The organism is Paractinoplanes bogorensis, from assembly GCF_018829635.1.
GTDB lineage: Bacteria > Actinomycetota > Actinomycetes > Mycobacteriales > Micromonosporaceae > Actinoplanes > Actinoplanes bogorensis.
Window position 1 is genome coordinate 250,169 of record NZ_JAHKKG010000006.1, and the last position, 24,256, is coordinate 274,424.

Below are 24,256 nucleotides of genomic sequence, written 5' to 3' on the forward strand. Positions count from 1 at the left end.
AGACTCTGACTGCCCCGCTCGACTGACACCCGGGAGGTGACGAGATGAGCATGTCCAGCTGGACGATGCTGCGCTCGATCCAGAACTCGGACCGGGTGGCCGAACACCGCCTCCGCCGCGGCACGACCCGGCGGATCCTGCGTTACGCCCGGCCCTACCGCCGCGACATCCTGGTCTTCCTGATCACCGTGGTGCTCGCGGCCGGCATCGGTGTCGCGACCCCGCTGCTCGCCGGCCACGTGGTCAACGCCATCACCGGGGGCGGGCCCGACGCCGCGTCCACGGTCGTCCGGCTCGCCGTGATGATCGCCGTGCTCGCCGTCGCCGATGCCTTCCTCTCCCTCGCCCAGCGGTGGTATTCGGCCCGCATCGGCGAGGGCATCATCCTCGACCTGCGCACCCGGGTCTACGACCACGTGCAGCGCATGCCGTTGCAGTTCTTCACCCGCACCCAGACCGGCGCCCTGGTGAGCCGGCTCAACAACGACGTCACCGGCGCCCAGCGCGCCTTCACGTCGACGCTCTCGGGCGTGGTCAGCAACGTCATCCAGCTGGTGCTCACCGCGGCCGTGATGTTCAGCCTGTCGTGGCAGATCACCAGCCTGTCGCTGTTCCTGCTGCCGCTGTTCATCATCCCGGCCCGCCGGGTCGGCAAGCGGCTGGCCGACATCACCCGCGAGTCCTACAACCTCGACGCCAAGATGAACGCGACGATGACCGAGCGGTTCAACGTGGCCGGCGCGATGCTGGTCAAGCTGTTCGGCAGTCCGGCCGCCGAGGCCTCCCGGTTCGGCGAGCGGGCTTCCCGCGTACGCGACATCGGGGTGCAACAGGCGATGTTCTCGCGCACCTTCTTCGTCGCGATGCTGCTGGTCGCCTCGCTGGCCCAGGCGCTCACCTACGGCCTCGGCGGCTGGCTCGCGGTCACCGGCAGTGTCACCGCGGGCACGGTGGTCACCCTCGCGCTCCTGCTGACCAGGCTCTACGGTCCGCTCACGGCCCTCAGCAACGTGCGGGTCGACGTGATGAGCGCGCTGGTCTCGTTCGACCGGGTCTTCGAGGTGCTCGACCTCGAGCCGGGCATCGAGGAGCGGCCGGGGGCCGTCGCGCTGCCGCCCGGGGCGGGGCGGGTCGAGTTCCGCGACGTGCACTTCCGCTATCCCAGTGCCAGCGAGGTGTCGCTGGCCACGCTCGAAGACGTGGCGGCGCTCGACCGTACGGAAAACGCCCCGGTCCTGCGCGGGGTCGACCTCGCCGTCGAGCCGGGGCAGATGGTGGCGCTGGTCGGGCCGTCGGGTGCGGGCAAGTCGACGACGTCGATGCTGGTCTCACGCATCTACGACGTCACCGAGGGTTCGGTCCGCATCGATGGGGTCGACGTGCGCGACGCGACGCTCGACTCGCTGCGCGACACCATCGGCGTCGTCACCCAGGATGCGCATCTCTTCCACGAGAGCATCGCCGAAAACCTGCGCTACGCCCGCCCCGAGGCGACCGACGACGAGATGTGGGAGGCACTGCGCGGCGCCCAGGTGGCCGAACTGGTCGCGGCGCTGCCCGACGGTCTCGACACGGTGGTGGGCGAGCGCGGCTACCGGTTCTCGGGCGGCGAGAAGCAGCGGCTGGCCATCGCGCGGCTGCTGCTCAAACGGCCCTCGATCGTGGTGCTCGACGAGGCCACCGCCCACCTCGACAGCGAGTCCGAGGCGGCGGTGCAGCGGGCGCTCACGACGGCGCTGCGCGGGCGCACGGCGCTGGTGATCGCGCACCGGCTCTCCACCGTGCGCGACGCCGACCAGATCCTGGTGCTCGACCGCGGCCGCATCGTCGAGCGCGGGAAGCACGACGACCTGGTCGCCGCCGGAGGCCTCTACGCCGAGCTCTACCGCACGCAGTTCGCGGCGGCCTCCCCGGCGCGCGAGTTCACCGAAGAGGTCGAGATCGTCACCGTCCCGCCCGCGGTGCCTGTCGAGCCGTGACCCGGCCGGCCCGGTCGCGCGGTGCCCCGGCCGGGCCGGTCGCGCGGTGCCCCGGTCGGCCCGGTCGCGCGGTGACCCCGGTCGGTCCTAACGCGCCGTGGTCCGGCCGCTGAATGCCAGCAGGCGCTCGAAGTCGTCCGCGCCGGCCGGGGCCTCGACGACGTCGGAGTGGAAGGCGCCCATCTTGCGGCCGGTCGGGGCCATCTGCTCCATGAAGGGCAGCAGCGCCCGCACCGCGCCGGCGTCCGGCTCGTAGGGCTGGCCGGTCGCGGTGGCCAGGTCCCAGCCGTGGATGGTGAGGTCGGCCAGGGCCAGGTTGCCGACCATCGGCTGCGGCAGGCCCATGCCGGGCGAGTTGCCCTCGAGTGCCGCCGGGTCGGACCAGGCCGCGATCAGGCTCTCGGTCTCGGCGGCGAACCGGTCACGCCAGTCGCCGGTGAGCGCGTCCGGCGTGTCCGACATGTCGACCTCCTCGCGCCGGGCGGCCCCCTGCATCGAATGCACGACTTTGAACAGGTGGTTGAGCAGGTCGCGCACCTGGAACTCGGCACACGGCGTGGCGTCGCCGAGCTGCTCGTCGCGGACGCCCCGCACGATCGGGGCGGTCTGCCCGGCGGCCGCGGCCATCAGGTCGCTGATCTCGGTACTCATGAGCCGACCGTAGTCGCCTCGCGAAGCTGAGCGTAGGCGGCGGCCAGAGTGTCCACCGTGTAGTGGGCGTTCAGGCCGCTCGGGTTGGGCAGCACCCACACCGGCACGCCGCCGACGGTGTCGGTCTGCCGGCCGATCCGCGCCTTGGGCCGGGCGAACGCCGCACGATAGGCCGTCACTCCGAGAACGGCCAGGTAGCGGGGCTGCCACTCGGCGGCCAGCGCGGCCAGGATCGCGCCGCCCGCGACCAGTTCGGCCGGGTCGAGCTCGTCGGCGCGGGCGGTCGCGCGGGCCACCACGTTGGTCACGCCGAGGCCCAGCCCCGGAAGCTCGTGCTGCTCGGACGGGTGCAACTGCCGGTCGGTGAATCCGGAACGGTGCAGGGCGGGCCAGAACCGGTTGCCCGGGCGGGCGAAGTGGTGGCCGGTGGCCGCCGAGGAGAGGCTCGGGTTGATGCCCGAGAACAACACCCGCAGGCCCGGGCCGACCAGGTCGGGAACCACCCCGGCGGGAGAGGGACGGCCGCTCACAGAGTCCTCAGCACGCCGCCGTCGACGGCGACCGTCACCCCGGTCACATAGCTCGCGGCGGGAGAGAGCAGGAACGCGGCCACCCGCCCGAACTCGGCCGGTTCGCCCAGGCGCCGCATCGGGATGCTCGCCGCCGGATCGTCCCCGGAGGCCGCGACCAGCTCCCGGTTACGTTCGGTCATGATCCGGCCGGGCAGCAGGCTCACGATGCGGATACCCCGCGGGGCGTACTCGTCGGCCATCTCCTTGGCCGCCATGGCCAGGCCGGGCCGCAGCCCGTTGGACAGGCCCAGCCCCGGGATCGGCGACTTGACCGTGGTCGAGAGGACCAGGCCGATCGCGCCGCTCTCGGGCAGGGCCGAGGCGAAGATCCGGGCCGCCCGTACGGCACCCAGGAACACGGTCTCGAACGCCTGCCGCCACTGCTCGTCGGTCAGCGACGCGGCCGTGCCCAGCGTCGGGCCGCCGACCGAGATCAGCGCGCCGTCGAACCGCCCGAACTTCTCCACCGCCGTGTCGATCAGGACGCGCGGGGCGGCGGGATCGGCCAGGTCGGCCACGACCCCGGCCGCGCGGTCGCCCAGCCGGTCGGCCGCGGCCTCGATCCGCTTCTCGTCGCGCGACGAGATCACCACCCGCACGCCGTCGGCGACCAGCGCCTCGGCCGTGGCGAAACCGAGCCCGCGCGAGGCTCCGGTGAGGACGTAGACGCGGCCATCAAGTCCGAGATCCATGCCCTGATCGTAGGGCTGCGGCGGTGGCGGCGTCGGCGGGCAGGAACGATTCGACGGCCAGCTCGGACAGGGTGACGTCGAGCGGCGTACCCAGGACCGACGTGATGCTGAAGAACGACAGGTCGTCGAAGCGCAGCGGCACCACCAGGCCCTGCTCGGGCGGCGCCGAGATCCCGCCCGGATACCCCGCCAGTTCGGTGCGCAACTCGCGCAGCACCGGGTCGGCGGTGGCGGCGGCCTGCTGGTCGAGGCGGTGCAGCACGTGCGCCCGCCACTCGCTCAGATTGCCGATCCGCGGCGCCATGCCCTCCGGATGCAGCGACAGCCGCAGCACGTTGACCGGCGGCTCGAGCAGCCACGCGGCGCACCCCGCGGTGAACCGGGCCACCGCCGCATTGGCATCCACCATCGTCCAGTGTCGATCGATCAGAATCGCCGGGCTGGGCGCGTGACCGGCCAGCACATCACGCAGCGACGAGAGCACGGCCGACATCGACAGACGATCAAGACCGGTTTCCCCGTACGCCGGTGCGAAGCCCCCGGCCAGCAACAGCTCGTTGCGTGAGCGCAGCGGTACGGCCAGCTCCTCGGCCAGCCGCAGGATCATCTCGCGGGTCGGCCGGGAGCGTCCGGTCTCGAGAAACGACAGATGTCGCGCCGAGACGCCGGCCCGCACCGACAATTCGAGCTGACTGAGCCGCCGCTCGCCCCGCCACTCCCGCAGAAGCGGCCCCACTCCGCTGTTCATGCCGCCGACCCTAAAGGGGCCCGGGAGGCGCGGCCATTACCTCGCGGGTAATCGACCGCACTACCGCCGCCGGGCGACGGTGGACCCGGCACACAGACAACGACGGAAGGACAAGCACGATGAGTGACTTCGACGCCGTGGCGGACCGCTACCTGGCCGTGTGGAACGAGCCCGACCCGGCCGCCCGCCGTGCCGCGATCGACGACGTGTTCGCCGGCGACATCCGCTACGTCGACCCGCTCGCGGCGGTCGAAGGCCGGGACGCCCTCGATGCCGTGATCGGGGCCGCGCGCCGGCAGTTCCCCGGGTTCGCGTTCGCGCTCGCCGGACCGGCCGACGGCCACCACGACCAGGTGCGCTTCACCTGGACACTGGCCGCCGCGGGCGCCGAGCCGCTCGTGGTCGGCTTCGACGTGGCCGAACTCGACGCCGACGGGCGGATCCGCTCAGTGCTGGGCTTCCTCGACAAAGTGCCCGGCTAGGCCGGTAGTTGACCGTCGCGGGCCAGCCGTCGCGCCACGTGGGCGCCCAGTCCGCGCGATGCTCCGGTGACCAGCGCCACTGTGTTCTCCATGGTCAGAACGTATCTGTCCGCCAGATGGGGTAGGCCGGACGGAACTGGGCCGCGATGACCGGACGGATGTGCCGGCCGACGCGGCAAAAGGGACGTTCCGGGCTGGCCGGGCGTGAGGTGGCGGCCTTACGTTCGCCCGGTAAGTGTGGGATCCCCCCTTTTGGAGAGTCATGGGACGACATCGTTCCGGGTTGGCGCCGCGGCGCTGGGCCCTCGTTCTGAGCCTGGTGACCGCGTCCGCCGCGTACGGGCTGATGCAGTTGACCTCGGCCCCGGGTGCCTCGGCGGCGACGGGCGCCCTGCCGAGCTCGCCGGTCGCGGTCGTCAGCACCCCGTCGGGCGGCGGCTACTGGATCGCCTCGCGTACCGGTGAGGTCGTCTCGTACGGCGACGCCCCGGCCCTACCCGGCGTCCGGGTCTCGAACGTGGTCGGCATGGCCGCGACCCCGTCCGGCGGCGGCGTGTGGCTGGCCGGGGCCGACGGCGGCGTCTTCAGTCTGGGCGACGCCGGCTTCTACAAGTCGCTTCCGGGTCTCGGCGTGCACGTGAACAACATCGTCGGGATCGCGTCCACGCCGTCCGGCCGGGGCTACTGGCTGACCGGCGCCGACGGCGGGGTCTTCGCGTTCGGTGACGCGGGTTTCTACAAGTCGCTGCCCGGCCTGAACGTGCGGGTCAACAACATCGTCGGGATCGCGCCGACGCCGTCCGGCCGGGGCTACTGGCTGGCCGGGGCCGACGGCGGCGTGTTCGCGTTCGGTGACGCGGGTTTCTACAAGTCGCTGCCCGGTCTCAACGTTCGCGTCAACAACATCGTCGGCATCACCGCCACTCCGTCCGGGCGGGGCTATTGGCTCACCGGGAGCGACGGCGGCGTGTTCGCGTTCGGTGACGCGGGCTTCTATCAGAGCCTGGGTGGCGTACGGCTGAACGCGCCCGTCGCCGGAATGACCCGCACCCGCAGCGGCGCCGGTTATCTGATGGTCGCCCGCGACGGCGGTGTCTTCGCCTTCGGTGACGCGCGTTTCCGCGGCCGGCCCACCGTGGCCGATGTGCCCGTCCCGGCCGATGCGGGCAGCCGCCAGCCCGCCCGCACGCGCACGCTGTCCAACGCGGGCGTCGACTTCATCGCGACCTGGGAGGGGTTCCGGCCCACGGCCTACAACGACGGCTACGGCACCTGCACCATCGGCTACGGGTTCGTGCTGCACAAGGGCAGGTGCACGGCCGCCGACGCCTCGCAGCGGATGGATCAGGACCTGGCCAAGTCGATGCTGCGGGACAAGGCCGAGCACACGTACGCCGCCGCCCTGCGCTCGGCCCAGCCCGACGTGCCGCTGACCCAGACCGAGTTCGACGCGCTGGTCGACCTCGTCTTCAACACCGGCCCGGCCCCCGTGCAGACCGGAACCATCGGTGCCGATCTGCGCGCCCGGGCGTACGGGAGCATTCCCGAGCATTTCCGGCTGTACGTCAAGGCCGGCGGCACCAAGTCGTGCGGCCTCTACAGCCGTCGGGTCAGCGACGGCAACCTGTTCGCCCACGCCTCCTACGCCCGGCTCGCGCCGGCCTGTCCGTTCAAAGGCTGAGTCATGTCTCGTTCCCGCATCCTGCTCGCGGCCGGCACGGTCGCGACCGCTCTCACCGCCGTGGCGATCACGGCCACGGCCGGCCACGCGCTCGGCGGCCCCGACGCCGGCACCGCGATCGTCGCCGCGCCCGGTGGCACCGGGTACGCGATCGTCAGCGGCACCGGCGGCCAGTACAACTACGGTTCCAGCGTCTTCACCGGCAGCATGGCGGGCCAACCGCTGGCCGCGCCCATGGTGGACGCGGCCACCCGCCCCGGCTCGGGCGGCCTGTGGATGGCCGGGGCCGACGGCGGCGTGTTCGCCTTCGGGGCACCGTTCTACGGCTCGATGGGCAACAAGCCCCTGTCCAAGCCGATCGTGGCCATCGTGCCGACCGCCTCCGGCAACGGCTACACGCTGGTCGGCGCGGACGGCGGCACGTTCAACTTCGGCGACGCTCCCTACCCGGGTTCGCTGGCCGGGACGAAGCTGGCCGCCCCGATCGTGGATGCCGTCCGCCCGGCCGGCGGTGGCCTGCTGCTGGCCGCGGCCGACGGTGGCGTCTTCGCGCTCGGCGGGGCCCAGTTCCAGGGCTCGATGGGCGGGACGGCACTGGCCCGGCCGGTCACCGCGATCGTCGACTCGCCCAGCGGAAAGGGTTACCTGCTGGTCGGGCAGGACGGCGGCACGTTCGCGTTCGGCGACTTCCCGTTCCCGGGTTCGCTGGCCGGCAAGCGGCTCAACGCCCCGGTCGTCGACGCGGTCCGCGGCATCGACACCGGCGTGTGGATGCTCGGCTCCGACGGCGGCGTGTTCGCGATGTCGGCGCCGTTCTACGGCTCGGCGGTCACCCAGGCCAACACGCCACCCGCGCCTGCGGTCGGTTCCACCGTGGTCACCGGTGCCCTGGCCAAGGCGACCTGCCCGGCCGGCGGCTCGATCACCGTGTCGGTCACCATCGGCGACCAGGTCGCCCGCATGCTGGCGGCCGCGCGGGCCGGCGGCACGTCACTCTGCGGCAGCGGCTGGCGCAGCGTGGACGGTCAGATCGCCCTGCGCAAGCAGAACTGCGGTCAGCCGCCCACGAACGACACCATCTACAACAAGTCGCCGAGTGCCTGCAAGCCGCCGACGGCCCGCCCCGGCACGTCGATGCACGAGAAGGGCCTGGCCATCGACTTCACCAACTGCAACCGCGGCTCGGCCTGCTTCACGTGGCTGTCCGGCAACGCCGCCACCTACGGCCTGCACAACCTGCCCGGCGAGGACTGGCACTGGTCCACCACCGGCCGCTGACGGTCAATCAGCGGCGAACAGCGTGAGGGAGCTGCGTGCCGGACTGCTCGCCCACGCCGCCCGCAGCGCCGGGTGCTGCGCCAGCCGCTTCTCGACGGCCCGGAGCGCGTGGTCCCGCTCCGGGCCGGGCGGGCTGAAGTCGAAGCCGGTGTCCGCCGCGGCGGGCCGGCCGAGTTGGGCCAGCTCGGGCGTGTCGGCGAAGACCATGTCCAGGCTGACCTGCCAAATCTCCGGCTGATACCAGTCCTGGTCGGCCCAGGCGTCCCGGACGTCGACGGCGAACTGCCGGGTAAAGCTCAGGCTGGGCAACCGGTCGTCCCAGCTGTACCGGCCCCACTGCACCAGGAAGCCGTCGGCGTCCTCCTCCACCGGCTCCAGACCGTCGACCGCCAGCGCGAGGAACTCGGTGAACGCCTGCCAAGCGGCCGCGACGTCGTGGACGTGTCCGGCGTCGACGCCACGACCCCGGAGAAGGTCGGCGAACGTCTCCGCCGCGTCACGCCAAGGGGTTCCCACGGCGGCCGTTCAGGGGCGCCGCAGGACGTGGACCCGGCCGCCCAGCTGCACGGCGAGGGCTCCCGCCTTGATGCTCAGGGCGGGGGTCCGGCGCGATCGGGGTGCGGTGGTGCCGTCGTAGTGCCAGGCCGCCTCGCGTTCGGCCAGTTCAGCGGCGGCCACGGCGGGCAGTTCTCCCCGGGCGACCAGCGAGCGGGCCATATCCCAGCCGTCGCGCAACGAACCCTGCGTCGGGCGGGTCGCGGCCCATGTGGCGAACTCGCGCTTCCACCGGTTGCCGAAGCCGGCCGCGAGCATCGGCCACTGCCGAGCCACCTCGCCCGCGCGTTTCCGTAGCAGCGCTACCCGAGCCGCCTCAAAGGCAGAACCGTCAATTCCTTCCGGTACGGATCTGCCGGCCGTCAACGCTTCGACCAGGGCTGTCTGTCGAGCGGCCAGACTCGGGCCGCCCCGCCCGGTCGCTTCCGCGCCGCCCTCCCCGGTCGCTTCCGCGTCGGCTGGATCGGCCGCGCTGTTGTGGGTGGTCATGTGACTGTGGGGTAGCCGGAGGCCTTGGCGATCGCGTCCAGTTCGGCGGTCAGCTCGGGGGCCGCGGGATAGTCGCCGTCGCGTTCCAGCATCAGGGCCGGTGGGCGGTGGCGGTCGCACAGTTCGGTGACCAGGTCGAGCACCGGCTGGGGGACCGCGTCGGTGTGGGTGTCGTGGTACAGGCCCTCGTGCTCGGCGCCGCCGGCCACGTGGACATAGGCGACCCGGTCCAGCGGCACGTGGTCGAGCAGGTCGAGCGGGTCGGTGCCGCGGTTGCGGGCGTTGGCGTAGACGTTGGCGATGTCGAGCAGCAGCATCGCCCCGGACCGGTCGAGGATCTCGGTGATGAACTGGGCCTCGGTCAGCTCGTCGTCGGGCCAGTCGAACAGGGCGGCGATCGGCTCGAGGGCGATCGGTACCGACACCGACTCGCCGAGCCGCCGCACGTTGGCGACCACGGCGTCGACGGCTTCCCGCGACCGGGGGAGCGGCAGCAGGTGCCCGGCCTCGACGCCGCCGGCCCGGACGAACGCGATGTGCTCGCTGACCAGCGGGGCGTTCAGGCGTTCGGCGACGGCGGCGAAGTGCTCGACCCGGTCGCCGTCGACCGGCTCGGCGCCGCCCAGCGACAGGCGGACCCCGTGCGGGATCACCGTGACGCCCCGGTCGAGCAGCGCCTGCAGGCCGGGCGGGAGGTCGCCGTGCGCGTGCACCGACTCGGCGACCACCTCGGCGAACCGCAGCCCGGGCAGCCCCTCGACATAGCCGGCGATCTCGGGCCGCCAGCCGATGCCGACCCCGTACGAGGGAAGGGTTTTTGTCCGTACGGGAGAAGGAGTCTCAGCCACCGCACCCGCCCCCGCCGCCGCAGGAGCTGCCACCACCGCACGAGCTGCTGCCGCTGCTGCACGAGTAGCTGCTGCTGTCGGAGCTGCCGGCGCCGCCGACACTGCCACTGGTGGCGGCGATGCGCTGGACCTCGGCCTCGGCCGCGAACGCCGGGTCCATCGAGTAGAGCGCCGCGCCGCCGTAGAGCGCCACGCCCATCGCCGCACCGGACGCGCCGTAGGTGGCGTAGGCGGGGGAGTTGCTCGGCGCCAGGTAGTTGTGCTTGTAGCGCAGGTCGCGCATGCCCTTGTTGGCCACGTCGGTGGCGTAGCGGCGGGTGCGCAGCATGGTCAGCGTCACGATGAAGGCGACGACCGTGGCGAAGATGATGAACGCGACCGGCTTGTTGTTGTTCAGGCCGGCCAGGATGCGGGCGATGCCGATCACGACGAGGGCCAGCCCGGCCAGGATCCACAGGCGGGCCTCGCGCATCTTGCCCGAGCTGACCGCCAGCCCGGAGCGCTCGAGGTGGTCGCGCAGCTGCTCCAGGGCGGAGGCGACCCACTGGTCGTTCGGCAGGTCACGGGTGCGGACGCCCCGGGACGCGGCGTTGTAGATCGCGCTGTCGAGCGGGGTGACGCCGGCCGGCAGGGGTCCGCTCTGCACGAGCGTCTTGCCGGCGCCGGTGCCGAGCGCGTTGGCCGTCCGCAGGCCGCCGAGCGAGGCGTAGATGGCCAGCTTGTCGCCGCCGTTGAGATAGGCCACCTGCTGCGGGCCGAGGTTGTCGACCCGGGCGCCGCGGCTGCCGCGGAAGAGCGCCTTGCGGTGGACGGCGGCGATGATCGCGATGGCGATCAGGGCGCCGAGGTAATAGGTGAGAAAGGTCGGGCCGGAGATTCCCCAGGTGTCGTTCATCGGGCTGGACCTCCTCGTTGCGACTCTTGTGGCCTCATTGTGCAGGGCCGCGCAACATAGTGGATCAGGCCCTTCGGACGGCTTCCTCGACCAGATCGAGGACCCGGCTCAACTGGCCCGGCGGGCGGCCGGTGGCGAGGTGGAGCACGAGGCCGTCGTACGCGAGCTCGAGGAACTGGGTCAGCACGTCGACCGGGACGTCGTCGCGCAGCACACCGGCCTCACGCTGGCGCTGCAGCCGCTCGCGGGTGGCGTCGGCGATGGCCGCGGACCGCTCGGCCCAGCGCTTGGCGAACGCCGGGTCGGTGCGCAGCCGCCGCGACACCTCGAGCTGGGTGCCGAGCCAGCCGGCCGTGTCGCCCTCGCTGCCGCCGGCACGTTCCAGCAGGTCGCGCATCACCTGGACGAGACCGTTGCGGGCCACCGTCTCGACCATCGCGGCCGCGTCGTCCTCGGCCACGGCCAGGAAGAGCGATTCCTTGTCGCGAAAATGGTGGAAAATCGCGCCGCGGGACAGCCCGGTTGCGTCCTCCAGCCGCCGCACTGTCGCACCCTCGTAGCCGAACCGCGCGAAACAGTCACGCGCCGCCGCGAGGATCTCGTGGCGGCGGGCGTCGAGCTGGTCCTGGCTTACACGGGGCACACCCAGGATCGTGTCACGTGTCCCCTTTCGCATGCAATCCGTACGTACGTCTTGGCAAAGCGGATGGTAGAAGCGGCTGGTGACGGGCGGATGGCGCGAATTCCCCCATCCCGGTCGGAAGTTGTTAACAAGCCTGGACTACTCGTTGCCCCTTTCCCTCACGTAAAGTGCCCGGGTGCCCCTCGTCCTGATCGCTCTCGACGACACCCTGCTCGACCGCAGCGGTGCGTTCAGGCTGTGGGCCAAGGGATTCCTCGATGAGATCGGGGCGCCACAGGATGACCTCGACTGGTTACTCTCGGTAGATGCCGACGGTCTGACCGGCCGCTGGGACCTGGCCGATCTGATCCGCGAGCGCTATCAGCTCACCGTGCCGTCGATCGACCTCGTCGAGGAGCTGCACGAGGGGCCGCTGCCGTTCGAGAAGCTCGACCCGATGGTCGGCTGCGCGCTGCAGATCGCCGTCGACGCCGGGTTCGTCCCCGTGGTGGTGACGAACGGGCAGGCCGAGATCCAGGACATCCGCATTCGCCGTACGGGACTCGACCGCTATGTCGCCGACTGGGTGATCTCGGAGCGGGCCGGCGTGAGCAAGCCCAACCCGCGGATCTTCGCGCTGGCCGCGCAGCGGGTGCGGATGCGCCTGGGCGGGGCCTGGGTGGTCGGCGACAGCCCCGAGGCCGACATCGGCGGCGCGGCGGCGATGGGACTGCCCAGCGTGTGGCTGCACCGCGGGCGCGAGTGGGTGGACGACCGGTTCGCGCCGACCAAGGTCGTCGGCAACGTGATCCAGGGGATCTCCGCCATCATGGCGGCCGCGCGATAAATCAGTTGCGTCCTCCCGTGTGGGTTCGGGAGAGTGTCCGCGTCGGCCGTTGCAGGTCGTCCTGAGAGAGAAGGAGGTCGAGTCCATGGCTGTCTTCGTGATGCCCGCTGTCCGGATTCGCTTTTCCTCTTCTTCTCTCTTCAAGGAGACCCTCCAGTGCGCGAGCACGACTCTTTCGGCCCGGCCACCGTGCGCCGCGGCCGCCGCAAGTTCGACGACGACGACGCAAACTTCCTGAAGCGCGGGCGGCTCGAGCCGCAGCTGACGGAAGATCCCGACCTGCCCGAGACCGGTGACCGCTGGTCCACGTGGGACGGCTCCCTCAAGGGGCCGGAACCGCGACCGGACTGGGTCCGAACGGAATACGGCGCGGTTGACACCGAACTCGGCATGCTCAAGACCGGCAAGGAAGCCGACGTCTTCCTGGTGCGCCGGGCCGTACCCGACACCGACAAGATCAGCATGCTGGCCGCCAAGCGGTACCGCGACGGCGACCACAAGCTGTTCCACCGCGACGCCGGCTATCTCGAGGGCCGCCGGGTCCGCCGATCCCGGGAGAACCGGGCCATGGCCAGCCGGAGCGCGTTCGGCAAAGAGATGATCGCCCAGCAGTGGGCGGTCGCCGAGTTCGGCGCGCTCAGCCACCTCTGGCACGTGGGCCTGGAGAGCGGTCTGGTGCGGGTGCCTTATCCGGTGCAGCTGATCGGCACCGAGCTGATGCTCGAGTTCATCGGCGACTGGGAGACCGGCGAGGCGGCACCCCGCCTGGCTCAGGTGCGGGCCGACCCCGACCAGCTGGCCGACCTGTGGCGGCAGATGACCGACGCGCTGTCGGTGCTGGCCCGGGCGCAGGTGGCCCACGGCGACCTGTCGCCCTACAACACCCTGGTGCACGACGGCCGGCTGGTGCTCATCGACCTGCCGCAGATCGTGGACGTGGTCGCCAACCCGCAGGGCGGCGACTTCATCGCCCGCGACGTCCGCAACGTCGCGGCCTGGTTCACTCAGCGTGGCCTGAAAGTCGACGCCGATGAGCTGCTGGAAAGGCTGCTCTACGAAGCCGGCCTGAGATGACGCGCAGGACGAAGCCGGGACCGCGGCCGCCGAAGACCCGGCGCCCGCGGCCCCGGCCGCGTCACTGAATGTAGCCCTCGACCTCGCTGACGCTGTGCGCCTGCTCGGCGTCGGGGTTGTTGCCCACCTCACGCGCGGCCCGGCGCCGGCGCAGCAGGTCCCAGCACTGGTCCAGGGCCTCTTCCAGCTCCTTGAGCCGGGCGTGCTCCTCGTCCGAGGAGATCTCGCCCTGGCTCAGCTGCGTGCGCAGCTTGTGCTCCTCGTCGACCAGGCCGTGGATCCGGCCCAGCACAGTCTTGTCATCCATGCGCGAAGCATAGTCAGACCAGCCAGGTCGCCACGGCGCCCGTGCTCTCATCCGCGCGACGCGGATCACGCCGGCATGGTCGCCACGGCGGTCGCGCGTTCATCCGCGCGACGCGGGTCACGCCGGCGTGGTCACCACGGCGGCCGCGTGCTCATTCGCGCGACGCGGGTCACGCCAGCATGGTCACCACGGCGGCCGCGGCCAGCAGGGTGGCGCCGGTGCGGCGGGGGCCGAGGGGTTCGTGCAGCATGAGAGCGGCGATCAGGCCGGCCCAGAGCAGGCTCGAGCTGCGCAGGGCGGTCACCAGCGAGAGCGGCGCGTGCAACGTGGCGAACAGGCCCAGCAGGTACGAGGCCGGGATGAGCACGGCGAGCAGCACGATCGCGCCGGTGTTGCGCCGGAACTGACCGACCGCCTCGGGCAGCCGGCGGTGCAGTAGCGCCGTGAGCAGGACCAGCTGCACCAACAGCCCGAACCCGTAGAAGGAGATCGGATCGGCCCCGAGGTCGACGACGGCCCACCCGTCAAAGGTGGTATACGCCGCGATCGTCACCGCGATCGCCGCCGACCACAGGATTGCGTGCCCCGGACGGGAGTGGGCGGACCCGGTCGGCGGGCGGTCGCGCAGGAGCAGGGCGACGGCGGCGCCGAGCAGCAGGACGGCGATCCACTGCGGGAGCGTGAGCCACTGGCCCAGCGCGGCGGCCCCCGCGAACGCGACCAGCAACGGCGCCAACCCGCGGGAAAGCGGATAGATCTGTCCGACGTCGAAGTGCCGATAGGCCCGTTGCAGGCAGGCCGCGTAGGCGGTGTGCAGCACGGTGCTGACCGGCGTGAGCAGCAGCAACCGCCCGGACGGGTGGCCGAACAGCAGCACGAGCGGCGTCACCAGCACGAACGCGATCAGGCTGGACGCCCACAGCGCCGGCATCCCCTCGGCCGCGGTGCGTTTGGCCGTCGTGTTCCAGCCCGCGTGCGCCACCGCCGAGCCCAGAGCAAGAGCAACACCCAGAACCATGCTTCCCCCGTACGCGTAGACACTGTCTACCTGCTAGACACTGTCTACGTGATGGCGGGTGAGGATGTAAAGGCCGCTCTGGTGCGGCACGCGACGCTGCTGCTGGACGAGCAGGGGCTGGCCGGCTTCACGGGCCGCGAGGTCGCCCGTCGAGCCGGCGTGTCCCACGGCGCGCCCCGGCGCTACTTCCCGACGCTCGCGGCGCTGCTCTCGGCTGTTGCCGCCACGGGTTTCGCCGACTTGCGCGCACGGTTGGTGGCAGCCGCTCCGGCCGGTGCTGCCACCAGCAATGAAGTGAGTGCTCACAACGCTCCCGGCTCGGAAGTGAGTACTCACAAACCTGCGGTGGCGGGCGGCGATTCGCGGGCGGGCGGCGATTCGCGGGCGGGCGGCGATTCGCGGGCGGGCGGCGATTCGCGGGTGGGTGGGGAACCGCGAGTTGCGCTGCTGGTGCTGGCTCGGACGTATGTGGAATTTGCCCGGGAGCGGCCCGCGATGTTCGAGCTGATGTTTCGCCACGATCTGCTCGAAGGGTCGGGGGAGCGGCTGCGCGAGCACAGCACCCCGCTTTTCGGGGCGGTGGCGGAACTGGTCGCGCTCACCGGCGTACGGGAAACGGGGTTGGCTGCCGTTGATCTTTGGGCCGGGGTGCACGGACTGGCGGTGCTGGCCAGCCGGCGGGCGCTCCAGTTGATCACCGGGGAGGCGGTCGAGGATCTGCTGGAGCGGCAGATTCGGGCGCACCTGCCACAGAATCCGGGCCCGGAGGTGTAGTAGGGGTGTGAAGAGTCCCGGGTTCGAGGCGTTCCTGCGCGAGAGCGGGCCCGCCCTGCTGCGGCTGGGCAACCTGCTGACGCTGGACCGGGGCGCGGCCGAGGACCTGGCTCAGGAGACGTACATCCGGGTGGGTCTGGCCTGGTCGCGGGTGCGGCGCGACGGCAATCCGGTGGGTTACGCGCGTCGCACGATGGTCAACCTGTTCCTGAACTCCAAACGCCGCACCCAGCCGACCCCGGTGCCGCAAGTGCTGGAGACGCCGCGTGACGACGCGGGGCTGGCCGCGGTCGACTCGGCTGCGGTGATCCGGCAGATTCTGGCCGGGCTGCCCGCCCAGCAGCGGGCCGCGCTGGCCCTCCGTTACCTCGACGACCTGCCCGACGCCGAGATCGGCGCGTTGCTCGGCTGCACGCCGGCGACCGTCCGGTCCCATCTGTCGCGCGGTCTGGCCACCCTGCGCACACGCATGAAGGGGGAGCACGATGCCCGACGACCTTGACGTCCTGTCCACGATCGACGACGAGCTGACGGTGAGCGACGAGTTCGTTTCCCGCGTACGCCGGGGAGTGCGCCGCCGTCGTGCCGGGCGCGCGTCCGTGGTGGTGGCGGGCGCGGCGGTGGCCGTGATCGCGGTGGTCGCGCTGGTGATCCCGTGGTCGCGCCCGTCTCAGCCGCCCGCATACGCGCCGAGCGACGCGTTCCGGATTTCGCCGGCGCCGCTGGACGGGTTCCGCATCGACTACGTGCCCGAGGGGCTGCGCGCCGCCGTCCCCGACGACAGCGGCGGCCCGTGGCTGGTGACCGCGAACGAGGTGCACATCGGAACCCCCGCACCGGCCGAGGAACCGCGAATGGCCCCCGAGCCGATCGACCCGGCCGCGACCGTCTCGATGCGCCGCTACGTGCGCGCCGACGGCGGCAACTGGTTGTGGATCACCGTGCTGCGTCCGCGGTTCGTCGCCCCCTCGGGCAGCAAATACCAGGTCACGCGGTGGCTGGCCGGTTCACAGACGAAGGGTGCCGAGATCACTGACACGTTCCTGGTGCCCGCGGGCGACGCCGTGCTGACCACGACGAGAGGCTCCGAGGTGACCACCCACGACATCGTCATCACGACCCCGGCCGGGGTGGTCGTCGCGATCGGCGGCAACGGGGGCCTGGGCGAGCCGGAACTTCGAGCGGTCGCCAACGGGATCGCGGTTCAGCGACCGGAGGCAACGCCGTCGACCAGGTGACGCGCGATCGTGCCGATGGCGGCGTCGATGCGGGCCGGGTCGGTGGTGACGCCAGGCGGGCGGCGGGTGAAGACGGCGACGGCGTAGGAGTCGCCGCCGGGCCGCGTGACCACGCCGGCCTCGTTGCGGACGACGCCCATCAGGCCGCCGCTCTTGGCCGCGACTCGCACCCGCGGCCCGAACCCGGTGGCGATGCGATGCCGGGTCAGTTGCTGGGCCATCGCCTCGCGGACCGGGCCGGCCGCGGGATCGGCCCAGACCGTACGCAGGAGCCGGACCGTGTCGGCGGCCGTCGTGTGCGAGCCGCGGGCCGGATCCAGGGCGGCCGTACGTGAAAGGTCGTGCGCCGCATCCGAACGGGCCAAGGCCGCGTAGTTCGCGAAGCCCACCTCGGCCGCCATGGTGTCGAGCATGGTGCGAAGGTCGTCGACGATGCGCGTCCGGGGGAGACCGAACGCGTTGACCCGGTCGAGCCCGACCAGCTCGATGAGGGTGTCGGTGGCCGCGTTGTCGCTGATCGTCAGCATCAGCGTCAGCAGGTCGCGCACCGACATGCGGACCTCGTCGCGCATCAGGGAGATCCCCGTCGGGCCGGGCGTCCGATCGTCCGGCCGCAGGACCACGGGCTGCTCGGCGTCGACCTCGCCGGCCGCGATCGCCCGGGCCACGGCCAGTCCCACGTTGATCTTCATGACCGAGGCGGGCGTCACGAGTTCGTCCACTCCGAACCCGACGCCGTCGCCGCCGCCGATCGGAGCGGCGAACGCGGTCGCGGTGATGCCGAGGTCGTCGACGATCGGTGGCTTCATGCCCCGAGAGCTCGGACGGCGGTGGACGAGACGCCGGCCAGAGCCGGGCGGGTCGGGAGCAGCAGCGTGGTGACGCCGAGGGACTCGTTCATGGCGGCCAGCTCCTGCTCGTGCCGCACGTCGTCGCTGTTGCGGACGCCACGGACGATCACGTCGATGTGGTGAGTGCGGCAATATGCGGCGGTCAGCCCACGCCACGCGGCGACGGTGACGTTGTGCCAGTCGGGCGGCAGGGCTTCTCGCACGGCAGCCGCTCGGCGGTGGCCGTCGCGGGTGGGGTGTTTGTCGCCGTTGACCGCCACCAGCACGATCAGTTCGGCGAAGAGGCGGCGGGCCCGGTCGGCGACGTCGAGGTGGCCGGGCGTGACGGGATCGAACGTGCCGGGGAACACCGCGCGCGTCATGCGCCGAGTCTAGGTCGCACGAAACCCCGCCCTCCGGATCGGGAAGGCGGGGTTCGGTCGGGCTGACTAGCTGTTGAGCATCTTGCGGAGCACGTACTGCAGGATGCCGCCGTGGCGGTAGTAGTCCGCCTCGCCGGGGGTGTCGATGCGGACGTCGGCGTCGAACTCGACGCCGGTGTCCGTGCGGACCTTGACCGTCGACGGGGTGTCGCCGTCGTTGAGGGCCGTCACGCCGGTGATCGTGAAGGTCTCGGTGCCGGTCAGGCCGAGCGACTCCGCGTTCGTCTTGGGCGGGAACTGCAGCGGCAGCACGCCCATGCCGATCAGGTTGGAGCGGTGGATGCGCTCGTAGCTCTCGGCGATGACCGCGCGTACGCCCAGCAGCATGGTGCCCTTGGCCGCCCAGTCACGTGACGAGCCCGAGCCGTACTCCTTGCCGGCCAGGATGACCAGCGGAACACCGGCTTCCTGGTACGCGACCGAGGCGTCGTAGATCGTCGACTGGTCACCGGTGAGGTGGTTGACCGTGAAGCCGCCCTCGACGCCCGGCACCAGCTGGTTGCGCAGCCGGATGTTGGCGAACGTGCCCCGGATCATGACCTCGTGGTTACCGCGGCGAGAGCCGTACGAGTTGAACTCGTGACGCGGTACGCCGTGGTCGGCCAGGTACTTGCCGGCGGGGGAGTCGGCCTTGATCGACGACGCGGGCGAGATGTGGTCGGTCGTGACCGAGTCGCCCAGCTTGGCCAGCACCCGGGCGCCCGGGATGTCGTTGACCGGCGACGGCGAGTGCTGCATGCCCTCGAAGTAGGGGGGCTTCCGCACGTACGTCGAGTCGTCGGCCCACTCGAAGGTCTTGCCCTCGGGTGTGGGCAGTGACTGCCACTGCTCGTCGCCGGCGAACACGTCGGAGTACGCCGTGCTGAAGCCTTCGGCCCCGATCGCCGAGGCGATGACGTCGTCGATCTCCTTGGCGCTGGGCCAGATGTCGTTCAGGTAGACCGGCTCACCGTCCGAGCCCGTACCGAGCGGCTCGGTGGTGATGTCGATGTCCATCGAGCCGGCCAGCGCGTACGCCACCACGAGCGGCGGCGACGCCAGGTAGTTCATCTTGATGTCCGGGTTGATCCGGCCCTCGAAGTTGCGGTTGCCCGAGAGCACGCTGACCGCGGTCAGGTCGGCCTCGTTGACGGCGGCCGAGATCTCCTCGGGCAGCGGGCCCGAGTTGCCGATGCAGGTGGTGCAGCCGTACCCGACGAGGTTGAAGCCGATCTTGTCGAGGTAGGGCGTGAGGCCGGCCCGGTCGTAGTAGTCGGAGACGACCTTGGAGCCCGGGGCGAGTGTGGTCTTGACCCACGGCTTACGGGTCAGGCCCCGCTCGACGGCCTTCTTGGCCAGCAGCGCGGCGCCGATCATGACCTGCGGGTTCGACGTGTTCGTGCAGCTCGTGATGGCGGCGATGCCGACGAAGCCGTGGTCGAGCTCGAACTCGGTGCCGTCCTCGCCGACCACGCGGGTGGGCTTGGACGGGCGGCCCGAAGCACCGTTCGCGGCGCTGAAGACGTGCGGCTTGTCGGCCGCGGAGTCAGCGTGGTTGGCCGGGGGGTCGCTTGCCGGGAACGACTCCTCGCTGGCCTCGTCGGCCGGTCCCTGGTCCGAGACGTAGTTGCTGAGGGCGTCACGGAACATCGACTTGGCGTTGTTCAGCGGCACCCGGTCCTGCGGGCGCTTCGGGCCGGCCAGCGACGGCACGATCGTCGACAGGTCGAGCTCGAGCCGCTCCGAGTAGTCGGGCTCGGCGTTCGGGTCGAGCCACAGGCCCTGCCGCTTCGCGTACGCCTCGACCAGCGCGACCTGCTGCTCGGTGCGACCGGTCAGCTTGAGGTACTTGATGGTCTCGTCGTCGATCGGGAAGATCGCCGCGGTCGAGCCGTACTCGGGCGACATGTTGCCGATGGTGGCCCGGTTGGCCAGCGGCACGGCGGTGACGCCGGGGCCGTAGAACTCGACGAACTTGCTGACCACACCGTGCTCGCGGAGCATCTCGGTGATCGTCAGCACCAGGTCGGTGGCGGTGGTTCCCGCGGGCATCTCGCCGCTCAGCTTGAAGCCGACCACGCGCGGGATCAGCATGCTGACCGGCTGGCCCAGCATGGCCGCCTCGGCCTCGATGCCGCCGACGCCCCAGCCCAGCACGCCCAGGCCGTTGACCATGGTGGTGTGCGAGTCGGTGCCCACGACGGTGTCGGGGTAGGCCTGCCCGTTGCGTTCCATGATCGTCCGGGCCAGGTATTCGATGTTGACCTGGTGCACGATGCCGGTGCCGGGCGGCACGACCTTGAACTCGTTGAACGCGGTCTGGCCCCAGCGCAGGAACTGGTAGCGCTCGCGGTTGCGCTGGTACTCCAGCTCGACGTTGCGGGCGAACGCGTCCTCCCGGCCGAACAGGTCGGCGATGACCGAGTGGTCGATGACCAGCTCGGCCGGCGCGAGCGGGTTGACCTTGGTCGGGTCGCCGCCCAGGTCCTTCACGGCCTCGCGCATGGTGGCCAGGTCGACCACGCAGGGCACGCCGGTGAAGTCCTGCATCAGCACCCGGGCCGGGGTGAACTGGATCTCGACGCTGGGGTCGGCCGTCTGGTCCCACCCGCCGAGGGCCCGGATGTGGTCGGCCGTGATGTTGGCGCCGTCCTCCGTGCGCAGCAGGTTCTCGAGGAGGATCTTCAGGGAGTAGGGCAGCCGGTGGTGCCCCTCGACCTTGTCGATCGTGAATATCTCGTAGCTCGCGTCATTGACGCGCAGCTCGCTCTTCGCACCAAAGGTGTCGAGGCTGGCCACGTCATCTCCTTCACACCCAGCGACTGATGTCCAAGTCTTTCGCACCGAAAGGGTGGCCTTCTGGTTAGGCATACCTAACTCTCGGTTCACGAATCTCGTAAACCGTACGTCCGTCTTGTAAGCATGCGCAAGGCGGGGTGCTCCTTCCTCCCACGTTTACTCCGTCGTCGCGCCGGGCACACCTCGAACCGTGAAGGCGCCCACCGATCTGGCCGAGCTCACCGATTTCTTCGATCGCTACGGCACGGCGCTGACCAGCGGCGACGTCACCGCGATCAGTCGCTGTTACGCCCTGCCGGGCATGGTGGTGGCGGATTCGTACAGCTTCACGTTCACCTCGCCGGCCGCGGTCGCGCTGTCGTTCCTGGGTGCGGCGCCCAGCTACGACGAGCAGCAGATCGTCGCCGCGCACGCTCAGTTGCGCGACGTGCAGCGGCTGTCACCGGCGCTGAGCCTGGTCGCGGTCGAGTGGGAGTTCCTCGACTCGCGCGGCAACGCGGTGCCCGGCGAGCGGTATTCGTACCTTTTGCGGGTCGACGCAGATGGGCCAAAGATCACCACGGTGATTGCCACCCACTGAAACTGTCTCACCTAGCTGCCAGTATGGGCCGGGTGAGCAGCGTGTTGATCCATTACCAGCGTCCGGGCGGAGACTACGACGGCTGGGGTCTGCACGCCTGGGAAGGCACCCTCACCAAGCCGGACTGGCGCCGCCCGCTCGTCCCGGCGCGCTTCGACGATTTCGGGGCGATCTTCGAGATTCCCGTACGCGATGACGCGATCGGCCTCCGCTTCATCCTGCATCGCGGCGACGAGAAGGATCTGCCCGACGACCAGCGCCTCGACCTCACCGCGGCCCGCGAGATCTGGCTGCGCGCCGGTGCGCACGAGCCGGTGAAGCCCGAGCTGGGGAGCCTCGGCCCCGAGATCGACCCGGCCCGTGCCCTGGCCGTCTTCGTCGACAGCACCACCATCGCGCTGCCGCCTGAACTGGCCGCCCGCGCCGAGACCTTCCTGCTGCACGACCTGCCGCTCACGCCGCGCCCGGGTGGCCTGTTCCAGGCGCAGAGCCGCCGCTTCCCCCATCTGCGGGCCTACAAGGCTTTTTCCGTACGCGAACTGGGTGACGCTGCACTCAGCGAGTTGCTCCGCGACCAGCTTCTCGTGACCGGTCACGACGCCGCGGGGGAGCCGGCCGTGCGGACCGGGGTGCAGATCGCCGGCGTCCTCGACGACCTCTACGCCGACGCCGCCGACGCCTACCTCGGCCCGGTGCTCGACGACGACCGTCCCCGCCTGTGCGTGTGGGCGCCGACCGCCCGTACGGTGGAACTCGAACTTTTCCTTTCCCCGGCCGACGAGCCCAAACTGCTGCCGATGGAGCGCGACGACCTCACCGGCGTGTGGTCGATCGGGATCAAGCCGAAGTGGATGGGCCGCTACTACCGCTACCGCGTCGAGGTGTGGCACCCGGCCGCCCAGCGGGTCATCACCACCAGCGTCACCGACCCCTATTCGCTGGCCCTGGCCACCGACTCGACGCACAGCCTGCTGGTCGACCTGGACGACCCCGATCTCGCCCCGGACGGCTGGGCCGGACTGGCCAAGCCGCCCACCGTCGCCCCGGCCCGGATGCAGATCGGCGAGGTGTCGATCCGCGAGTTCTCCATCTTCGACCACTCGCTGGCCCCGGCCGAGCGGGGCACCTACGCCGCGTTCACCCGGGCCGACTCCGCGTCCATGCGCCACCTGCGGTCGCTGGCCGGGGCCGGGCTCACCCACCTGCACCTGCTGCCCGCGTTCGACTTCGCCACCGTGCCCGACCGCCGGGCCGACCAGGCCACCCCGGCCTGTGACCTGGCCGCCTTCCCGCCCGACTCGCCCGAGCCGCAGCGTGAGGTGATGGCGGTCGCCGAGACCGACGGGTTCAACTGGGGCTACGACCCGTGGCACTGGACGACGCCCGAGGGCAGCTTCGCCGTCGACCCGGCCGGCCCGGCCCGCATCCTCGAGTTCCGCCGGATGGTGGCCGCGCTCAACCAGGCCGGCCTGCGCGTGGTGCTCGACGTCGTCTACAACCACACGATGGCCGACGGCGCCGGCCGGTTCAGCGTGCTCGACCGGATCGTCCCCGGCTATTACCACCGGCAGCTGGCCGACGGCCAGACCGCCGAGTCGACCTGCTGCCCGAACACCGCCCCCGAGCACATGATGATGAGCAAGCTCGTCGTCGACTCGGTGGTCACCTGGGCCCGGCAGTACAAGATCGACGGCTTCCGGTTCGACCTGATGGGCCACCACCCGCGGGCCAACATCCTCGAGGTGCGGGTCAACCTCGACCATCTGACGGCCGACGTCGAGGGCGTCGACGGCAAGCAGATCTACCTGTACGGCGAGGGCTGGAACTTCGGCGAGGTGGCCGACGACGCCCGGTTCGCCCAGGCCACCCAGGTCAACATGGCCGGCACCGGGATCGGCACGTTCAACGACCGGCTGCGCGACGCGGTCCGCGGCGGCGGCTCGTTCGGCGACCCGACCACGCCCGGCTTCGCCACCGGGCTCGGCTCACTCACCCCGCTCGTCGTCCACGACCAGATCAAGGTGGGTCTGTCGGGCGGGCTGGCCGCCTACCGGTTCGTCAACCACGCCGGCGCCGAGCAGAGCGGCGCCCAGGTCGACTACAACGGCGCCCCGGGCGGCTACGCGATGTCGCCCGGCGAGACGGTCAACTACGTCGACGCCCACGACAACGAGATCCTCTACGACGCGATGGCGTTCAAGCTGCCGATCGCGACCCCGCCGGTCGACCGGGCCCGCCTGCAGGTGCTGGCGCTGGCGCTGGTCGTGCTCAGCCAGGGTGTCGGGTTCATCGCGCTGGGCAGCGAGCGGCTGCGGTCCAAGTCGCTCGACCGCAACTCGTTCGACTCGGGCGACTGGTTCAACCAGATCCGCTGGGACCCGGCCCTGGGCAACGGCTTCGGGCTGGGCCTGCCGCCGGCCGGCGAGAACGAGCAGCACTGGGAGCTGGCCCGCACGCTGCTGGCCGACCCGGCCCTGGTGCCGCCGCCCGAGGTGATCGAGCTGACCGCCGAGCGGTACCGCGAGCTGCTGCGGATCCGCCGGTCGTCGCCGGTCTTCGGGCTGCCCACGGCCGACGAGGTGCAGCGCCGGCTCACTTTCCCGCTCGGCGGCCCCGGCGAGACGCCCGGCGTGATCGTGATGTGCCTCGACGGCACCGGCCTCGACCCGCGCTGGAGTCAGATCGTGGTGGTCTTCAACGCCACCGCCGACGCCGTTACGCAATCGGTGCCGGGGGCCGCGGCCGGGCTGCGCCTGCATCCCGAGCTGACCGGTTCGGCCGACGAAGTGCTGCGTACGGCCACGGCCGACGGCGACCGGCTGACCGTGCCGGCCCGGTCGGTGGCTGTGTATGTGGCCGACGTGAGCTGACATGT

At 71.2% G+C, this 24,256-nt stretch carries 24 protein-coding genes and 1 pseudogene; 11 read left to right on the forward strand and 14 right to left on the reverse strand.

Annotation, left to right across the window (positions count from 1 at the left end; all coding sequences use genetic code 11):
• Positions 1-44 precede the first annotated feature (44 nt).
• On the forward strand, positions 45-1,979 hold the full coding sequence (locus tag KOI35_RS20245; protein WP_215789067.1) for an ABC transporter ATP-binding protein: 1,935 nt from the start codon (positions 45-47) through the stop codon (positions 1,977-1,979).
• A gap of 87 nt (positions 1,980-2,066) precedes the next feature.
• Here the strand turns inward: KOI35_RS20245 and KOI35_RS20250 are convergent, their stop codons facing one another.
• From KOI35_RS20250 to KOI35_RS20265, 4 genes are read right to left on the reverse strand one after another with little or no spacing between them, the layout of a single operon-like run.
• On the reverse strand, positions 2,067-2,630 hold the full coding sequence (locus tag KOI35_RS20250; RefSeq protein WP_246613439.1) for a TIGR03086 family metal-binding protein: 564 nt from the start codon (positions 2,628-2,630) through the stop codon (positions 2,067-2,069).
• Positions 2,627-3,160 (reverse strand): G/U mismatch-specific DNA glycosylase, encoded by a 534-nt coding sequence (gene mug / locus KOI35_RS20255; RefSeq protein WP_215789068.1) that lies wholly within the window; start codon positions 3,158-3,160, stop codon positions 2,627-2,629. Before mug ends, KOI35_RS20250 begins: the two co-directional genes overlap by 4 nt.
• On the reverse strand, positions 3,157-3,894 hold the full coding sequence (locus tag KOI35_RS20260; protein WP_215789069.1) for an SDR family oxidoreductase: 738 nt from the start codon (positions 3,892-3,894) through the stop codon (positions 3,157-3,159). Before KOI35_RS20260 ends, mug begins: the two co-directional genes overlap by 4 nt.
• Positions 3,878-4,642, reverse strand: coding sequence for a helix-turn-helix domain-containing protein (locus KOI35_RS20265; RefSeq protein ID WP_215789070.1), 765 nt, complete (start codon positions 4,640-4,642; stop codon positions 3,878-3,880). Before KOI35_RS20265 ends, KOI35_RS20260 begins: the two co-directional genes overlap by 17 nt.
• Positions 4,643-4,761: 119 nt before the next feature.
• Here KOI35_RS20265 and KOI35_RS20270 point away from each other — a divergent pair, with 119 nt between their 5' ends.
• From KOI35_RS20270 to KOI35_RS20280, 3 genes are all read left to right on the forward strand, one after another.
• Positions 4,762-5,124, forward strand: coding sequence for a nuclear transport factor 2 family protein (locus KOI35_RS20270; protein ID WP_215789071.1), 363 nt, complete (start codon positions 4,762-4,764; stop codon positions 5,122-5,124).
• Between the two features lie 262 nt (positions 5,125-5,386).
• Positions 5,387-6,805, forward strand: a complete 1,419-nt coding sequence (locus tag KOI35_RS20275; RefSeq protein WP_215789072.1) for a lysozyme — start codon at positions 5,387-5,389, stop codon at positions 6,803-6,805.
• Positions 6,806-6,808: 3 nt separating this feature from the next.
• The gene (locus KOI35_RS20280) at positions 6,809-8,083 is read left to right on the forward strand and encodes a M15 family metallopeptidase (RefSeq protein ID WP_215789073.1); all 1,275 of its coding nucleotides are present in this window, start codon (positions 6,809-6,811) and stop codon (positions 8,081-8,083) included.
• A 3-nt stretch (positions 8,084-8,086) separates the two neighbouring features.
• On the opposite strand, the gene KOI35_RS20285 is transcribed toward KOI35_RS20280, so the two are convergent.
• The 5 genes from KOI35_RS20285 to KOI35_RS20305 form a co-directional block, all read right to left on the reverse strand.
• Positions 8,087-8,599 carry a hypothetical protein gene (locus KOI35_RS20285; RefSeq protein WP_215789074.1) on the reverse strand — a complete coding sequence of 171 codons (513 nt, stop codon included), beginning with the start codon at positions 8,597-8,599 and terminating at the stop codon, positions 8,087-8,089.
• Positions 8,600-8,608: 9 nt separating this feature from the next.
• Positions 8,609-9,127 (reverse strand): SCO6045 C-terminal-like domain-containing protein, encoded by a 519-nt coding sequence (locus KOI35_RS20290; protein ID WP_438870615.1) that lies wholly within the window; start codon positions 9,125-9,127, stop codon positions 8,609-8,611.
• The gene (locus KOI35_RS20295; RefSeq protein WP_215789075.1) at positions 9,124-9,975 is read right to left on the reverse strand and encodes an MbnB/TglH/ChrH family RiPP precursor modification enzyme; all 852 of its coding nucleotides are present in this window, start codon (positions 9,973-9,975) and stop codon (positions 9,124-9,126) included. Before KOI35_RS20295 ends, KOI35_RS20290 begins: the two co-directional genes overlap by 4 nt.
• Positions 9,968-10,870 (reverse strand): TIGR04222 domain-containing membrane protein, encoded by a 903-nt coding sequence (locus KOI35_RS20300; protein WP_215789076.1) that lies wholly within the window; start codon positions 10,868-10,870, stop codon positions 9,968-9,970. The genes KOI35_RS20295 and KOI35_RS20300 overlap by 8 nt, the downstream gene beginning before the upstream one ends.
• A gap of 64 nt (positions 10,871-10,934) precedes the next feature.
• A complete protein-coding gene (locus KOI35_RS20305; protein ID WP_215789077.1) occupies positions 10,935-11,513 on the reverse strand; it encodes a TetR/AcrR family transcriptional regulator in 579 nt (192 codons plus the stop codon).
• 175 nt (positions 11,514-11,688) lie between these two features.
• Between KOI35_RS20305 and KOI35_RS20310 the strand changes: the two genes are divergently transcribed.
• Positions 11,689-12,339: an HAD family hydrolase gene (locus KOI35_RS20310; protein ID WP_215789078.1), complete on the forward strand. Its 651-nt coding sequence runs from the start codon at positions 11,689-11,691 to the stop codon at positions 12,337-12,339.
• Between the two features lie 156 nt (positions 12,340-12,495).
• Positions 12,496-13,413, forward strand: coding sequence for a serine protein kinase RIO (locus tag KOI35_RS20315; RefSeq protein ID WP_215789079.1), 918 nt, complete (start codon positions 12,496-12,498; stop codon positions 13,411-13,413).
• Between the two features lie 61 nt (positions 13,414-13,474).
• On the opposite strand, the gene KOI35_RS20320 is transcribed toward KOI35_RS20315, so the two are convergent.
• Both KOI35_RS20320 and KOI35_RS20325 read right to left on the reverse strand, forming a co-directional pair.
• Positions 13,475-13,720 carry a DUF2630 family protein gene (locus tag KOI35_RS20320; RefSeq protein ID WP_215789080.1) on the reverse strand — a complete coding sequence of 82 codons (246 nt, stop codon included), beginning with the start codon at positions 13,718-13,720 and terminating at the stop codon, positions 13,475-13,477.
• Between the two features lie 169 nt (positions 13,721-13,889).
• The gene (locus KOI35_RS20325) at positions 13,890-14,738 is read right to left on the reverse strand and encodes an EamA family transporter (RefSeq protein WP_215789081.1); all 849 of its coding nucleotides are present in this window, start codon (positions 14,736-14,738) and stop codon (positions 13,890-13,892) included.
• 51 nt (positions 14,739-14,789) lie between these two features.
• On the opposite strand from KOI35_RS20325, the gene KOI35_RS20330 reads away from it, so the two are divergent.
• From KOI35_RS20330 to KOI35_RS47495, 3 genes are read left to right on the forward strand one after another with little or no spacing between them, the layout of a single operon-like run.
• On the forward strand, positions 14,790-15,512 hold the full coding sequence (locus tag KOI35_RS20330; protein WP_246613528.1) for a TetR/AcrR family transcriptional regulator: 723 nt from the start codon (positions 14,790-14,792) through the stop codon (positions 15,510-15,512).
• 34 nt (positions 15,513-15,546) lie between these two features.
• A complete protein-coding gene (locus tag KOI35_RS20335; protein ID WP_215789516.1) occupies positions 15,547-16,014 on the forward strand; it encodes a sigma-70 family RNA polymerase sigma factor in 468 nt (155 codons plus the stop codon).
• Positions 15,998-16,750: a hypothetical protein gene (locus tag KOI35_RS47495; protein ID WP_246613440.1), complete on the forward strand. Its 753-nt coding sequence runs from the start codon at positions 15,998-16,000 to the stop codon at positions 16,748-16,750. Before KOI35_RS20335 ends, KOI35_RS47495 begins: the two co-directional genes overlap by 17 nt.
• Here the strand turns inward: KOI35_RS47495 and KOI35_RS20345 are convergent.
• The 3 genes from KOI35_RS20345 to acnA form a co-directional block, all read right to left on the reverse strand.
• Positions 16,717-17,559: a serine hydrolase gene (locus tag KOI35_RS20345; RefSeq protein WP_215789083.1), complete on the reverse strand. Its 843-nt coding sequence runs from the start codon at positions 17,557-17,559 to the stop codon at positions 16,717-16,719. The two genes, KOI35_RS47495 and KOI35_RS20345, sit on opposite strands and share 34 nt — an antisense overlap.
• On the reverse strand, positions 17,556-17,963 hold the full coding sequence (gene coaD, locus KOI35_RS20350; protein WP_215789084.1) for a pantetheine-phosphate adenylyltransferase: 408 nt from the start codon (positions 17,961-17,963) through the stop codon (positions 17,556-17,558). The genes KOI35_RS20345 and coaD overlap by 4 nt, the downstream gene beginning before the upstream one ends.
• Before the next feature lie 66 nt (positions 17,964-18,029).
• Entirely contained in the window at positions 18,030-20,801 is a 2,772-nt protein-coding gene (acnA, locus tag KOI35_RS20355; RefSeq protein WP_215789085.1) for an aconitate hydratase AcnA, read from the reverse strand.
• 190 nt (positions 20,802-20,991) lie between these two features.
• Here acnA and KOI35_RS20360 point away from each other — a divergent pair, with 190 nt between their 5' ends.
• Both KOI35_RS20360 and pulA read left to right on the forward strand, forming a co-directional pair.
• A complete protein-coding gene (locus KOI35_RS20360) occupies positions 20,992-21,381 on the forward strand; it encodes a DUF6841 family protein (protein WP_215789086.1) in 390 nt (129 codons plus the stop codon).
• 35 nt (positions 21,382-21,416) lie between these two features.
• Positions 21,417-24,251: pseudogene (gene pulA, locus KOI35_RS20365) on the forward strand (pullulanase-type alpha-1,6-glucosidase); the annotation flags it as partial.
• Positions 24,252-24,256 lie beyond the last annotated feature (5 nt).

What these genes read in the sequence shown, in the direction of transcription:
- KOI35_RS20245 (WP_215789067.1), top strand. Translation starts at nt 45, where the DNA reads ATGAGCATGTCCAGCTGGACGATGCTGCGCTCGATCCAGAACTCGGAC.
- KOI35_RS20250 (WP_246613439.1), bottom strand. Translation starts at nt 2,630, where the DNA reads ATGAGTACCGAGATCAGCGACCTGATGGCCGCGGCCGCCGGGCAGACC.
- KOI35_RS20260 (WP_215789069.1), bottom strand. Translation starts at nt 3,894, where the DNA reads ATGGATCTCGGACTTGATGGCCGCGTCTACGTCCTCACCGGAGCCTCG.
- KOI35_RS20265 (WP_215789070.1), bottom strand. Translation starts at nt 4,642, where the DNA reads ATGAACAGCGGAGTGGGGCCGCTTCTGCGGGAGTGGCGGGGCGAGCGG.
- KOI35_RS20270 (WP_215789071.1), top strand. Translation starts at nt 4,762, where the DNA reads ATGAGTGACTTCGACGCCGTGGCGGACCGCTACCTGGCCGTGTGGAAC.
- KOI35_RS20275 (WP_215789072.1), top strand. Translation starts at nt 5,387, where the DNA reads ATGGGACGACATCGTTCCGGGTTGGCGCCGCGGCGCTGGGCCCTCGTT.
- KOI35_RS20280 (WP_215789073.1), top strand. Translation starts at nt 6,809, where the DNA reads ATGTCTCGTTCCCGCATCCTGCTCGCGGCCGGCACGGTCGCGACCGCT.
- KOI35_RS20290 (WP_438870615.1), bottom strand. Translation starts at nt 9,127, where the DNA reads ATGACCACCCACAACAGCGCGGCCGATCCAGCCGACGCGGAAGCGACC.
- KOI35_RS20300 (WP_215789076.1), bottom strand. Translation starts at nt 10,870, where the DNA reads ATGAACGACACCTGGGGAATCTCCGGCCCGACCTTTCTCACCTATTAC.
- KOI35_RS20320 (WP_215789080.1), bottom strand. Translation starts at nt 13,720, where the DNA reads ATGGATGACAAGACTGTGCTGGGCCGGATCCACGGCCTGGTCGACGAG.
- KOI35_RS20325 (WP_215789081.1), bottom strand. Translation starts at nt 14,738, where the DNA reads ATGGTTCTGGGTGTTGCTCTTGCTCTGGGCTCGGCGGTGGCGCACGCG.
- KOI35_RS20330 (WP_246613528.1), top strand. Translation starts at nt 14,790, where the DNA reads ATGGCGGGTGAGGATGTAAAGGCCGCTCTGGTGCGGCACGCGACGCTG.
- KOI35_RS47495 (WP_246613440.1), top strand. Translation starts at nt 15,998, where the DNA reads ATGCCCGACGACCTTGACGTCCTGTCCACGATCGACGACGAGCTGACG.
- KOI35_RS20345 (WP_215789083.1), bottom strand. Translation starts at nt 17,559, where the DNA reads ATGAAGCCACCGATCGTCGACGACCTCGGCATCACCGCGACCGCGTTC.
- coaD (WP_215789084.1), bottom strand. Translation starts at nt 17,963, where the DNA reads ATGACGCGCGCGGTGTTCCCCGGCACGTTCGATCCCGTCACGCCCGGC.